The organism is Streptomyces sp. cg35, from assembly GCF_050410835.1.
In the GTDB taxonomy this organism is placed as follows: Bacteria; Actinomycetota; Actinomycetes; order Streptomycetales; family Streptomycetaceae; genus Streptomyces.
Map to the genome: position 1 here is coordinate 8,326,853 of NZ_CP191268.1, position 14,067 is coordinate 8,340,919.

Sequence of the window (14,067 nt, forward strand, 5' to 3'; positions counted from 1 at the left end):
TCGAGCCCGCCCGGCGACCTCAGCGGCCGCGCCGCACCTGAGCCGCCTTGCGCGCCTCGGCGAGCTTGCGGGCCTCGTCCGACTTGCGGGACCTGCCGCGGGAGGTGTCCTTGGTGGTGCCCAGGCCGCGGAACGGCGTGTTGGTGTTCTTCGGCCGGGCCGCGGCGGGGCCGCCGTCGAGGGGCTTGCCCGACGGGGGCCTCGCCCCGGTGATCCGGGTCAGCTCCGCCTCGCCCGAGCGCACCTTGGTGACCTTCGGGTCGATGCGCGCCTCGGCCATGAGCCGGCTCACCTCGCGGCGCTGGCCCGACAGCACCAGCGTGACGACCCGGCCGGACTCCCCGGCCCGCGCGGTGCGGCCCGCGCGGTGCAGATAGTCCTTGGAGTCGGTGGGCGGGTCGGCGTTCACCACGAGGTCGAGGTCGTCGATGTGCAGACCGCGGGCCGCGACATTGGTCGCCACCAGCGCGGTGACCTGGCCGTTCTTGAACTGCGCGAGCGTCCGTGTGCGCTGCGGCTGGGACTTGCCGCTGTGCAGGGCCGCGGCGTGCACGCCGCTGGCCCGCAGATGCCGGGTGAGCTGGTCGACGCCGTGCTTGGTGTCCAGGAACAGCAGGACGCGGCCGTCACGGGCGGCGATCTCGGTGATGACCGCGTACCGGTCGGGTCCGTGGACGACCAGGACGTGGTGGTCCATCGTTGTGACCGAGCTCGTCGCCGGGTCGGCCGTGTGCACGACGGGCGAGTGGAGGTAGCGGGTCACCAACTGGTCGACATCGCGGTCCAGGGTGGCGGAGAACAGCATCCGCTGACCGTCGGGGTGCACCTGGTCGAGGACCTCGGTGACCTGCGGCAGAAATCCCATGTCGCACATCTGGTCGGCCTCGTCGAGGACGGTGATCCGCACGCGCCCGAGGCGGCAGGCCTTGCGTTCGACGAGGTCGTGCAGTCGGCCGGGGGTGGCGACGACGACCTCGGCCCCGTCGCGCAGCGCGGCGATCTGCCGGCCGATCGACATACCGCCGACGACCGTGGCCATCCGCAGCCGGAGCGCTTCCGCGTACGGCGCGAGCGCCTCGGTCACCTGCTGGGCCAGTTCCCGGGTGGGGACGAGGACGAGGGCGAGGGGCTGCTTCGGCTCCGCCCGCCGTCCGGCCGTCCGGGCGAGCAGCGGCAGGCCGAAGGCGAGCGTCTTGCCCGATCCGGTCCGCCCGCGCCCCAGGACGTCGCGTCCGGCGAGGGAGTCGGGCAGCGTGGCCGCCTGGATCGGGAACGGTTCGCGCATGCCGAGCTCGGTGAGGGTGCGCAGCACCTCGGCGGGCAGGTCCAGGTCGGAGAAGGAGGTGGCCGGGTGGTTCATGAGAAGCCTTCCGTGAGGGGAACGTACCGAGGAAGGCCCGGCAGGGGTGACTGACCGATGAACTGGGACCGCCCAAACGGCTGAGATTAACACGAACCGACCGCGGGGCTCACCGGCTCCTGAAGGCGTCCAGGATGCGCTCGGCGGCCAGGGTGGCGGTCAGCTCACCGTCGCGGACCTGCCGCTCCAGCTCCGGGGCCAGGGAGCGGACCTGCGGGTCGGCGCTGAGCCGGCCGAGCAGTTCGTCGCGGACCATGGCCCAGGTCCAGTCGACCTGCTGGTCACGACGGCGCCCGGCGAGCCGCCCGGAGGAGTCGAGCAGGGCGCGGTGCTGTTCGAGCCGCTCCCAGACCGTGTCCAGACCGGTCGACTCGCGTGCGCTGCAACTGAGCACCGGCGGCGTCCAGAAGGCGTCCTTGCCGTGCATCAGACGCAGCGCGCCCGCGAGTTCCCGCGCGGCCGTCTGGGCGTCGCGCGCGTGCGGGCCGTCCGCCTTGTTGACGCTGACCACGTCGGCCAGCTCCAGGACGCCCTTCTTGATGCCCTGCAACTGGTCGCCCGTGCGCGCCAGCGTCAGCAGCAGGAAGGAGTCGACCATGTTCGCGACAGCGGTCTCGGACTGGCCGACGCCGACGGTCTCGACGAGCACCACGTCGTATCCGGCGGCCTCCATGACGACGATCGACTCACGGGTCGCCTTCGCGACGCCGCCGAGCGTGCCGGCCGTGGGGGAGGGGCGTACGAAGGCCGCGGGATCGACGGCGAGCCGCTCCATCCGGGTCTTGTCGCCGAGGATCGACCCGCCGGTCCGGCTGGACGACGGGTCGACGGCCAGCACGGCCACGCGGTGGCCCAGGCCCGTCAGCATCGTGCCGAAGGCGTCGATGAACGTCGACTTGCCCACCCCCGGCACCCCGCTGACACCGATCCGCCGGGCCCGCCCGCTGTGCGGCAGCAGCTCGGTGAGCAACTCCTGCGCCAGCGCCCGGTGCTGGGGCCGGGTGGACTCGACGAGCGTGATCGCGCGGGCGACGACCGCGCGCTTCCCGTCGAGGACACCCTTGACATACGTGTCGAGATCGATGGCCATGGACTCACCGGCTCACAGGTCGTCGTGCCCGAGGTCGGCCGCGAGGCGTGCCACCAGGTCGTGGGCCGCGTCCGGGATCACCGTGCCGGGCGGGAACACCGCGGCGGCGCCCATCTCCAGGAGCGTGGCGACGTCCTGCGGCGGGATGACACCGCCCACCACGATCATGATGTCCTCGCGTCCCTCCTCGGCGAGCGCCTCGCGCAGGGCCGGGACGAGGGTGAGGTGCCCGGCGGCCAGCGACGACACCCCGACGATGTGCACGTCCGCCTCGACGGCCTGGCGGGCCACCTCGCCCGGGGTCTGGAACAGCGGGCCGACGTCCACGTCGAAGCCGAGGTCGGCGAAGGCGGTCGCGATCACCTTCTGCCCGCGGTCGTGCCCGTCCTGGCCCATCTTGGCGACCAGGATGCGCGGGCGGCGGCCCTCGGTCTCGGCGAACGCGTCGACGCGGGCGCGCGTGCGGTCCACGGACGGGGACTCGCCTGCTTCGTTGCGGTACACACCGGAGATCGTACGGATCTGCCCCGCGTGCCGCCCGTACACCTTCTCCAGGGCGTCCGAGATCTCGCCGACCGTCGCCTTGGCGCGCGCCGCGTCCACCGCGAGCTCCAGCAGGTTCCCGTTCCCCGCCGCGGCCCGGGTGAGGGCGTCGAGCGCGTGCCGGCAGGCGGCCTCGTCGCGCTCCTCGCGCAGCCGCCGCAACTTGGCGATCTGCTGGGCCCGCACGGAGGAGTTGTCGACCTTGAGGACCTCGATCTGCTCGTCGGAGTCCACCCGGTACTTGTTCACGCCGATCACCGGCTGCCGTCCGGAGTCGATCCGGGCCTGGGTACGGGCCGCGGCCTCCTCCACGCGCAGCTTCGGAATGCCCGCGTCGATCGCCTGCGCCATGCCCCCGGCCTGCTCGACCTCCTGGATGTGCTGCCAGGCCCGGCGGGCGAGGTCGTGGGTCAGCTTCTCCACGTACGCGCTGCCGCCCCACGGGTCGATCACGCGGGTCGTGCCGGACTCCTGCTGGAGCAGCAGCTGGGTGTTGCGGGCGATGCGCGCGGAGAAGTCGGTGGGCAGCGCGAGGGCCTCGTCGAGCGCGTTGGTGTGCAGCGACTGGGTGTGGCCCTGGGTGGCCGCCATCGCCTCCACACAGGTGCGCGTGACGTTGTTGAAGACGTCCTGCGCCGTCAGCGACCAGCCCGACGTCTGCGAATGGGTGCGCAGCGAGAGGGACTTGGTGTTCTGCGGGTCGAACTGCTTGACCAGCTTCGCCCAGAGCAGGCGGGCCGCGCGCAGCTTGGCGACCTCCATGAAGAAGTTCATGCCGATCGCCCAGAAGAAGCTCAGCCGGGGCGCGAACGCGTCCACGTCCAGGCCCGCCTCCCGCCCGGCCCGGATGTACTCCACCCCGTCGGCGAGCGTGTACGCGAGCTCCAAGTCGGCTGTCGCGCCCGCCTCTTGGATGTGGTAGCCGGAGATCGAGATGGAGTTGTAGCGGGGCATCCGCTGCGAGGTGTAGGCGAAGATGTCGGAGATGATCCGCATCGACGGCTTCGGCGGATAGATGTAGGTGTTGCGGACCATGAACTCCTTGAGGATGTCGTTCTGGATGGTCCCGGCCAGCTTCTCGGGCGGTACGCCCTGCTCCTCGGCCGCCACGATGTACAGCGCCAGCACCGGCAGCACGGCGCCGTTCATCGTCATCGACACCGACATGCGGTCCAGCGGGATGCCGTCGAAGAGCTGGCGCATGTCGTAGATCGAGTCGATCGCCACGCCGGCCATCCCGACGTCACCCGTGACGCGCGGATGGTCGCTGTCGTAGCCGCGGTGGGTGGGCAGGTCGAAGGCGACCGACAGGCCCTTCTGACCCGCCGCCAGGTTGCGCCGGTAGAAGGCGTTCGACTCCTCGGCCGTGGAGAAGCCCGCGTACTGGCGGATCGTCCAGGGCTGGTTCACGTACATCGTGGGGTAGGGGCCGCGCAGGTACGGCGCCACGCCGGGGAAGGTCTCCAGGAAGTCCAGGCCTTCCAGGTCCTGCCCGGTGTACAGCGGCTTGACCGGGATGCCCTCGGGTGTCTCCCACAGCAGGTCGTCACCGCCTGCGGCCCGCTTGACCGCGCTGCGCCACTCGTCGGTGCCGGCGTCGACGGACGGTGTCCCCAGTTCGATCGCCGAGAAGTCGGGGACGGAGGGATCCGAGGGGGTCGAGGGGGGCGAGGGCCTCGATGGATTGGACATCAGGACACTCCCATGCGGTCGAGCGCGGCGGACAGTACGGCCACGGCGTCGCAGCCGGCGAAGACATACGTGTCGACCCCGGCGTACGCTCCCGGTCGGCCGGCGAGGGACACATGCCGCGCGCCGCTGTCCCGCAGGGACGCCGCGGTGGACTCGGCCCGCTCCTCGTACACCGGATCGCTGGAGCACAGACACACGTCCAGGGCCCCGCTCTCCTCGAAGGTGCCGTCGGTGACGGGCTCGATGCCGCCCGCCTGGAAGAGGTTGGCGGCGAAGGTGAGCCGGGCGCTGTGGGCGGCGGCCGGACCGAGCGCGGCGAGATACACCCGGGGCCGGGCGCCGGTCGCGGCGAGATGGGCGTCGGAGCGGGCCCGCAGCGCCTCGAACGCCTCGTCCCGCCGTACCCGGGGCAGCCCGCCGGACGGCGGCCCGGGGACCGGCTCGCGGGTCACGGGCTTCTCCGCCAGATGCGGGAACTCGCTGATGCCGGTGACCGGTTCACGCCGCTCGGCGAGCTTCTTGCTGCGTGCGGACCAGGTGTCGGCCAGCCGGTCGCGGACCAGGCCGGAGCGCAGCGCGGCGGCCTGTCCGCCCGCCTGCTCGATCTGCTGGAAGAACTCCCAGGCGGCGTGGGCCAGTTCGTCGGTCAGCCGCTCCACGTACCAGGAGCCGCCCGCGGGGTCGATCACGCGGGCGAGGTGCGATTCCTCGATCAGGATGGTGGAGGTGTTGCGGGCGATGCGCCGGGCGAACGCGTCGGGCAGGCCGAGCGCGTGGTCGAAGGGCAGGACCGTCACGGCGTCCGCGCCGCCCACTCCCGCGCCTAGGGTCGCGATGGTGGTGCGCAGCATGTTCACCCACGGGTCGCGGCGCGTCATCATCACCGGCGAGGTCACCGCGTGCTGGAGCTGCGCCCCCGACCCCGGTGCCCCGCACGCCTCGGCCACCCGGGCCCAGAGGCGGCGTGCGGCACGGAACTTGGCGACGGTGAGGAACTGGTCGGCGCTCGCGGCGTAGCGGAACTCCAGCTGGCCCGCCGCCTGCTCGACGCTCAGCCCCGCCGCGGTCAGCTCCCGCAGATAGGCGACGCCGGTGGCGAGGGAGGCGCCCAGTTCCTGAGCGGCCGAGCCCCCGGCCTCGTGGTACGGCAGCGCGTCCACGGTCAGTGCGCGCAGCCCGGGGTACCCCTCGGCGCACAGCCGGGCGAGTGCGGTCACCGGCGCGGTGTCGTACGTGTCCCCGGTGCGTGCCTCGTGACCCAGCGGGTCGGCGCCGAGGTTGCCGCGGGCCGTCTCGGCGGGGACATCCAACTCGTCGTAGAGGCTGAGCAGTTGACGTGCCGCGGTGTCGACCTCGGCGCCCGCGTCGAGCACCACCGGGGCCAGGTCGAGATAGACGCCGTCGAGTGCGGACGCGAGTGCGGAGACGGGGAAGCCGGTGGATCCCCCCACCGTCAGCCACAGCGACGTGACGCCGTTCTCCAGGTCGGCCAGCACCGGGACGGAGTCGGCCACGGTGTGCCGCTGGCGTACGTCCCAGCCGCCGACCGTGTTCCCCTCGGCGCGGCCACCGCGCACGAAGGGGGCGAAGCCGGGCAGGCCGGTTGCGGGTGCGTCGTCGTGGGCTGTGTACAAGGGCCGGGCGCGCAGCCCGTCCTCCAGCGCGGTGGACAGGGCGTCCTCCGCATCGCCGGCCGAGACTTCCTTGCCCGACTTGCGCAGGACACCCGCGACCAGGTGCTGCCATTGCTCATGTGTCGCGTCAGGGAACTCGGCTGCCAGGGAGAGCCCGTCGTCAGGCAGGACCGTCATGGTCGGATGCTAGGTCAGATCCCCGGACCGGCAGCAGATGACGCGGGTGTGACCTTGTTTACCTTGCCTGGCAGCCGTCGACCAACTAACGGCTGCTCAGAGCGCTTCGCTTCCGGGGCGGGGGACCGCGGGCCCGTTCGGTCGGGGCCTTCGGCGCGGGGCGGTGGCTTTTCCGTCTGTTCCCGCGCGTGGGCCCTCTGGCCCCACCGCCACCTGCCAGATCTGCAATATGTCGATCGCTCATAGCAAAATATCGACGCCTGATTGAGGTTCGCTGGAGCCGGGGAGTGCCTCATCTCCCAGGATCTCGCGGTGAGTTCGTGTCGAACCCGTTGACAAGGGTGACCCCTGAGGTGAATCTGTCCTCGAACTGCTGCAAAAAATTAACAGATCAACTCAATACTTGGATGACAGGCCGGTGAGTCGCGCCGTGCCGGGCCTCCGAGGACCCCCTCAAGGAGCGTCATGACAGTAATGACAGGGGCACGTCATAGATGGCGGTGGCTCGCCGGACTGGTGACCGCGGGTCTGGTGACCGTGGGGCTGGTGCCGGTGACGGCCCATGCCGCCGCGGCGGCGCAGAACGTGGCCCTCGGCAGGCCCGTCACGGCCGGGGGAACCCATGACGGCTACCCCGCCGGCAACGTCACCGACGGCAGCCAGGCCACGTACTGGGAAGGGCCCACCGGTTCGTTCCCGCAGTGGGTGCAGATCGACCTGGGGCGCACGGTCGACATCGACGACGTGGTGCTGAAACTCCCCGCCTCGTGGGAGGCCCGCACGGAGACCGTCGCCGTCCAGGGGAGCTCCGACGGGCGGGACTTCACCACGCTGTCGGCCGCGGCGAAGCGGGCCTTCGCCCCGGGATCCGGCAACAAGGTGACGGTCGACGTCACCGCCAAGGCCCGTTATGTGCGCGTACAGGTCAGCGACAACACCGGCTGGAACGCCGCTCAGCTGTCCGAGGTGGAGGTCCTTGGCACCGACGGCGGCCAGGACCCGGGGGACCCGCCGCCCGCCGGCACCAACCTCGCCCTGCGCAAGGCCATCGAGGCGACGTCGACCACGCAGAACTACGTCGCGGCCAACGCCAACGACGGCAGCACCGCCACCTACTGGGAGGCGAGCGGCGCGTCGTCCGCGCTGACCGTGAAGCTCGGCTCCGACGCCGATCTGTCCGGTGTCGTCCTCAAGCTCAACCCGGACGCCGCGTGGAGCACCCGCACCCAGACCCTCCAGGTCCTGGCCCGCAAGTCCGGCGCCACCGAGTTCACTTCGATCAAGGACCGCGCCGAGTACACCTTCAACCCGTCGACCAACCAGAACACGGTCACCATCCCGGTCACCGGCCGCTACGCCGACGTCCGGCTGCAGTTCTCCGGCAACAGCGGAGCGGGCGGCGGACAGGTCGCCGAGTTCGAGGTCGTCGGCTCGGCCGCGCCCGCCCCCGACCTGACCGTGACCGGCCTGACCTGGTCGCCCGACGCGCCGTCCGAGGTGGACCCGGTCACCGTCGAGGCGACGGTCCGCAACGCCGGAACCGCGGCGTCCCCCGCCACCACGGTGAACGTCAGCCTCGAGGGCGCGGTCGCCGGCAGCGCCGCCGTCGACGCCCTGGCCGCCGGCGCCTCGGTGAAGGTGCCTGTCAAGGTCGGCACGCGCCCCATGGGCAGCTACGCGGTCTCCGCGGTCGTGGACCCGACGGACGTCGTGGCCGAACTGGACAACACGAACAACAGCCGCAACGCCGACACGAAGCTGGTCGTCAAGCAGGCGCCCGGACCGGACCTGGAGGTCACCGGCATCGCCACCACGCCGGCCAACCCGGCGGTCGGCGCCAAGGTCACCTTCGCCGTCACCGTCCACAACCGCGGCACGAGCACGGCGACCGCGGGCACCGTCACCCAGCTCACCGTCGGCGGCTCCGCGCTGACCGGTGCCACCGGCGCCATCGCCGCGGGCGCCTCGGAGACCGTGGCCATCAGCGGCAGCTGGACCGCCACCAACGGAGGAGCCGCGCTCACCGCGACCGCCGACTCGACGAACAAGCTCACCGAGACGAACGAGAACAACAACACCTTCGCCCGGACTCTGGTCGTCGGACGCGGCGCGGCCGTGCCCTACACCGAGTACGAGGCGGAGGACGGCCGCACCAACGGCACCCTGCTCTCGGCGGACGCCGAGCGCACCTTCGGACACACGAACTTCGCCACCGAGTCCTCGGGCCGCAAGTCGGTCCGCCTCAACGCCACCGGTGAGTACGTGGAGTTCACCTCCACCACGCCCTCGAACTCCATCGTCGTGCGCAACTCGATCCCCGACGCCGCCGCCGGCGGCGGGCAGGACGCGACGCTCAGCCTCTACGCCAACGGGACGTTCGTCCGCAAGCTGAACCTGTCCTCCAAGCACAGCTGGCTCTACGGCACCACCGACGACCCGGAGGGGCTGACCAACCGGCCCGGCGGGGACGCCCGGCGCCTGTTCGACGAGTCCCACGCCCTGCTCACCGAGACCTACCCGGAGGGCACGAAGTTCCGTCTCCAGCGCGACAGCGGGGACAACGCGTCCTTCTACATCGTCGACCTGATCGACCTGGAGCAGGTCGCCGCCCCGGCGGCCAAGCCCGACAGCTGCGTCTCCATCACCGAGTACGGCGCCGTCCCCAACGACGGCATCGACGACGCGGACGCCATCCAGCGCGCCGTGACGGCGGACCAGAAGGGCGACATCCCCTGCGTCTGGATCCCGGCCGGGCAGTGGCGCCAGGAGAAGAAGATCCTCACCGACGATCCGCAGGACCGGGGGCAGTACAACCAGGTGGGCATCCGTGACGTGACGATCCGCGGCGCCGGCATGTGGCACGCGCAGCTGTACTCGCTGATCGCGCCGCAGGACGCGGGCGGCATCAACCATCCGCACGAGGGCAACTTCGGCTTCGACATCGACGACAACACCAAGATCTCCGACATCGCGATCTTCGGCTCCGGCACGATCCGCGGCGGCGACGGCAACGCCGAGGGAGGTGTCGCGCTCAACGGCCGCTTCGGCAAGGACACGAAGATCACCAACGTCTGGATCGAGCACGCCAACGTCGGTGCCTGGGTCGGCCGCGACTACTCCAACATCCCGGAACTGTGGGGCCCCGGCGACCGCGTCGAGTTCAACGGCGTCCGCATCCGGGACACCTACGCCGACGGCGTCAACTTCGCCAACGGCACCCGCAACTCGACCGTCTTCAACTCCTCGTTCCGCAACACCGGCGACGACGCCATGGCCGTGTGGGCCAGCAAGTACGTGAAGGACACGTCGGTCGACGTCGGCCACGACAACCACTTCCGCAACAACACGGTGCAGTTGCCGTGGCGGGCCAACGGCATCGCGGTGTACGGGGGTTACGGCAACACCATCGAGAACAACCTGATCTCGGACACCATGAACTACCCCGGGATCATGCTCGCCACCGACCACGACCCGCTGCCGTTCTCCGGCACGACCCTGATCGCCAACAACGGCCTGTACCGCACCGGCGGAGCCTTCTGGAACGAGGACCAGGAGTTCGGTGCCATCACCCTGTTCGCCCAGGGACAGAACATCCCGGGTGTCACGATCCGCGACACCGACATCCGTGACTCCACGTACGACGGGATCCAGTTCAAGACCGGCGGCGGTGAGATGCCCGGTGTCCAGGTCAGCAACGTGACCATCGACAAGTCGAACAACGGCTCCGGCATCCTCGCGATGAGCGGCGCACGCGGCAGCGCCACCCTGTCCAACGTGACGATCACCAACTCGCGCGACGGCGACGTCCTGACCGAACCCGGCTCGCAGTTCGTCATCAAGCGGGACTGACCGACCGGTAGGCCCTTTCGGCCCTGGGGCCGGTCGAAGCAACGCGGCAGTGGCCGCAGGACGAGCCCGGAAAGGGCGCGCCCTGCGGCCACGTCTCGTCGCCGTGGGCGTCAGCCGCCGCGCACGGCCGTGAAGGTGTGGGTCCCCGCGCCGAGCGAGGACACACGGACGCGGCCGTCGGCGACGTCGACGGTGCGGTGCGCGGCGCGCCGTCCGTCCCACAGCACCGTGCGCCCCTGACGCACGGTCAGCCGCCCGGGCTCACCCGGCAGGGCGAGCGACCCACGGGTTCCGCGGGGCACCCGGACCGTCACCGTGAAGCCCGACCGCGCGTTCTCCCACTCCACGCCCAACGGGCCGTGCGGTGTGGGCAGTTCGCCCTGGGCCCAGTCCACGTCGCCCGGGTTCGGCCGGACCAGCCACGTGGCGTAGCCCGGGGCGGTGGGCCGGGCGCCGAGGAGCTGGTGGGTCAGCGCGGGCAGCACGCCTGTCGACCAGCCGTGCGCCATGCTCGTGTACGCGTCCTCGTACAGCGAGCCGTCCGGGCCGATGCCCTCCCAGTGGGTGATACCGGGATCGTGCCGGTCCATCCACCCGTAGGTGCGCCGGATCTGGTCCAGCGCGGAGTCCGCCCGCCCCGTCTCGAACCTGGCGACGATCTCGGGGTAGGACGTGAACGCGTACACGCGCTGCGAGGCGCCCCCGAAGATCGTGTCGTTGTCCATGAAGGCGTTGCCGTAGGGCTGCCGGGTCGTGGCGTCGAGATGGGCGAGGGCCGACGCCGCCCGTCCGGCGTCGGCGACCTGCGCGGTGATGGCGATGGCGTTGCCGTCCTGGGCGTGGCGCACCGGGCCGGTCGAGGAGTCGAGATAGGCGCCCGCCTTCTCGTCCCACAGATGGGCGTTGACCGCGTCGGCGACCTGTCCGGCCCGCTTCTCCCACCGGGCCGCGTCGTCCGTGTGCCCCAGGTACCGGGCCAGCCGGGCGCCGTCACCGAGGGCCTGGACATAGTTGACGTTGTAGTAGGTGATGCGTCCCGTGCGGTTCAGGAAGGCGTAATCCCCGTATCCGCTCGTGCCGTTGAGTCCCTTGCTGAGCAGTCCCGCGTCGTCCGTGACGCTCGGGTACCAGGTGTCGAGCACCTTCAGGAGGTGCGCGTAGTAGCGCGTCGCGTAGGCGCGGTCACCGGTGTAGAGCACGTAGTCCCAGCTGCACGTCACCCACCACAGCGGATAGTCGAACAGGGGGAGCGTGTAGTTGTTGATGGAGGCCGGCGGGATCCAGCCGTCGGCACGCTGATGGTCGGCCAGGTCGGCGAGCACGTTCCGCGCGGCGGCCGCGGCGTCGTCGTGCGTCAGGTACAGCGTGCGCGCGGACACGGCCAGGTCGCCGACGTACGGGTCGCGGTCGCGCTTCGGCCCGTCGTGCAGGACCAACTGGCCCTCCAGGGACGAGCTCCAGGCGTCGCGGGGATCGACGTCGTCGCGCCGGAAGGTGTCGGTGACGAGCTCGTTCGTGTACGACGCCCCGTACCAGTAGCGGTTGAGGTCGTCGTCCGAGCAGAGGAACCAGCCGCGGTACGTGCCCGGCGTACCGAGGTAGGCACTGAACTCCAGGCTCACCGCGTCCACTTCGACCGTGCCCCAGGGCTGCGCGGCAGGGGCGTCCGACGGCAGCGCGTCCAGCGTGATCTTCAGGTAGCGGAAGCCGTGCAGTCCGTCGGCGAAGACCTTGTCCCCGGCCTGGAAGCCCTTGTGGTCCAGCCAGTCGGCGCCGCCGGCGGGCACCGCGAACTGGTCCGTGCCGTGACTCGCCCCACCGGCCTGGTCGTTGCGCGTGAAGTCACTGCGTTCGGTCAGGAACTGCTGCGTCTCGGAGAAGGCGACGCGCACGCCGGGCGAGTTGTCCGACGCGCCGGAGAACCGGATGCGCGGGTGGCCGACGACGACCTTGCCGAAGTCGAGGGTCACGCTCGGCGGCCGGACCGCCTCGACCGCCTCGGGCCACACCTCGTTGATCCGGGTGAACGCGCCGCTCTGCGTGTCCTGCACGGCCGTCACCGTGATCCGGACCTTGGAGGCGGGGAGCGCTGTCGCGAACGGCACCGCACAGTGCACGACATCGTTGTCAGAGCGCGTGGCGGCCCGCTGCCAGGCGCCGTCGTGCCACACGTCGACCGTGAAGTGGGTCGGAAAGCCGTCGCTGTTGGAGATGACCGTGATGCCGGACAGTTCGCGCTCGGCCGGCAGCGTCACGGTCAGGACGTCGGGGAAGGCGCCCTGGGTGTCGTCGTTCCAGAACGTGTCCGGGTCGCCGTCCACGGCGTGCGAGGCGTCGTAGGTCCGCGGCTGCCCGTCGCTCCCGTTGTTGCCGGGGTGCGTGGAGGAGGCCTCGGCCGTGGTCCCCTCGGGCCAGCGGGGCGCGGGGGCCGGCTCCGGCCGGCGCAGCACCGTCGCGGGACCGCCCGGCTTGAGCAGCGCCTCGGGCCGGGTGACGTCACCCTGGGAGGCGAGCAGTCGCACCGGGCGCACGGTGCGCGAGGAAGGCGCCTGGACGTAGCGCTGCCAACCGGTGCCGCCGCGCGGCGGCTTCGCGCCGGCGGGCGAGGCGGTCCCGCCGCTTGTGCCGGCCGCGGTCGCCGACTGCGCGGAGGCGAGTCCGGCCGCGGACAGGGCTACGGCCCCGGCGCCGGCGGCGAGGACGGTGCGTCTGGCGGGGCCGGGCCGGGGGCTGTCCTCGGCGGGGCGGCTCGATGTCATGGCGGCTCACTCCTCAGCGGTGCCGGTTCTACGGCGGTGGTGGTGATGTCTGCGACAGGGAGTGAAACGATTCATTCCCGGTGACCGAGGTGAAGGTATCCCAGGAGCCGTTCTCCGTACAGGTGTTGCGCGCGTCTCTTGGGCAGCCCGCCGCCACGGGAACCGGACCGGACACGGAGGGCCGGGTGGACGACGGGAGGGCGTCGTACGGCACAGCGGCCGCCGACTACGCGGACCAGGTGCGCGACCTCCTGGACGAAACACCGTACGAACGCCGGGGCGTGACGACGTTCGCCGGTCTGGTGCGCGCCGGCGGCGGGGGTTCGGCGACCTATGTGGCCTGTGTGGCCTGCGGGCCGGGCCGGATTACGGGTCCCTTGCGTGGACTGAACGCGCACGCGACCCTCGGTTCGGCCGAGAGCGCGCTCGGCGGAATCACGTCGGCTCGCTGTCGGGCCGCTCCTCGGTGGACCCGTCGTCGGGCCTCACAGGGTGACGGCGATTCCGATGTTCGGCTTCTTCGGAAGGCGCAGGAGCTTGACGAACCAGTTCCCGACGCGGGACAGGACGTACCTCTTGGCGAGGAGGTCCTGGGCGTCCCGGGTGCCGGCCTCGTCCAGCAGGCGGGCGGTGCCGGGGAGTGTGGCGGCGTCCGGGGAGGTCCGGCCGCGGAGGTCGCAGACGGTGACCTGTACCGCGTCGTTGTTGCGGATCCGCTTGACCTTCCAGGAGTCGGCGGGCGTCACCACGAGGAGTTCGTGAGCGTCCCGCACGACGTGCCAGACAGGAGTGGCGACCGGTGTCCCGTCCTTCCGGTACGTCGTGAGGCTGATGTACTTGCTGCGGCGGATCTCGTCCATGGCTGACACGCCGGGAGTGTATCGGGGCGGCTCCGCGGCCCCGCCCCGCTGGGTCGCGGACCGTCCGTCCGGCGTCTTCGTCAGGATGTGTCCCGTACTGCCC

General features: G+C 71.2%; 7 protein-coding genes. 1 reads left to right on the forward strand and 6 read right to left on the reverse strand.

Annotated elements, in window-relative coordinates; genetic code table 11:
- Positions 1-19: 19 nt before the first annotated feature.
- The 4 genes from ACQUQD_RS38440 to ACQUQD_RS38455 all read right to left on the reverse strand — a co-directional run bounded on the left by ACQUQD_RS38440 (position 20) and on the right by ACQUQD_RS38455 (position 6,496).
- Entirely contained in the window at positions 20-1,360 is a 1,341-nt protein-coding gene (locus tag ACQUQD_RS38440) for a DEAD/DEAH box helicase (RefSeq protein WP_428956854.1), read from the reverse strand.
- Positions 1,361-1,469: 109 nt separating this feature from the next.
- On the reverse strand, positions 1,470-2,450 hold the full coding sequence (gene meaB, locus ACQUQD_RS38445; RefSeq protein ID WP_428956855.1) for a methylmalonyl Co-A mutase-associated GTPase MeaB: 981 nt from the start codon (positions 2,448-2,450) through the stop codon (positions 1,470-1,472).
- Between the two features lie 12 nt (positions 2,451-2,462).
- Positions 2,463-4,685 (reverse strand): methylmalonyl-CoA mutase, encoded by a 2,223-nt coding sequence (gene scpA / locus ACQUQD_RS38450; protein ID WP_428956856.1) that lies wholly within the window; start codon positions 4,683-4,685, stop codon positions 2,463-2,465.
- On the reverse strand, positions 4,685-6,496 hold the full coding sequence (locus tag ACQUQD_RS38455) for a methylmalonyl-CoA mutase family protein (RefSeq protein ID WP_428956857.1): 1,812 nt from the start codon (positions 6,494-6,496) through the stop codon (positions 4,685-4,687). The genes scpA and ACQUQD_RS38455 overlap by 1 nt, the downstream gene beginning before the upstream one ends.
- Positions 6,497-6,970: 474 nt before the next feature.
- Here ACQUQD_RS38455 and ACQUQD_RS38460 point away from each other — a divergent pair, with 474 nt between their 5' ends.
- The gene (locus ACQUQD_RS38460) at positions 6,971-10,345 is read left to right on the forward strand and encodes a CARDB domain-containing protein (protein WP_428957759.1); all 3,375 of its coding nucleotides are present in this window, start codon (positions 6,971-6,973) and stop codon (positions 10,343-10,345) included.
- Positions 10,346-10,455: 110 nt separating this feature from the next.
- Here the strand turns inward: ACQUQD_RS38460 and ACQUQD_RS38465 are convergent, their stop codons facing one another.
- Together ACQUQD_RS38465 and ACQUQD_RS38470 are read right to left on the reverse strand one after the other, a co-directional pair.
- Positions 10,456-13,104 carry an alpha-L-rhamnosidase C-terminal domain-containing protein gene (locus tag ACQUQD_RS38465; RefSeq protein ID WP_428956858.1) on the reverse strand — a complete coding sequence of 883 codons (2,649 nt, stop codon included), beginning with the start codon at positions 13,102-13,104 and terminating at the stop codon, positions 10,456-10,458.
- A gap of 485 nt (positions 13,105-13,589) precedes the next feature.
- Positions 13,590-13,964: a PPOX class F420-dependent oxidoreductase gene (locus ACQUQD_RS38470; protein WP_428957760.1), complete on the reverse strand. Its 375-nt coding sequence runs from the start codon at positions 13,962-13,964 to the stop codon at positions 13,590-13,592.
- Positions 13,965-14,067: the final 103 nt, after the last annotated feature.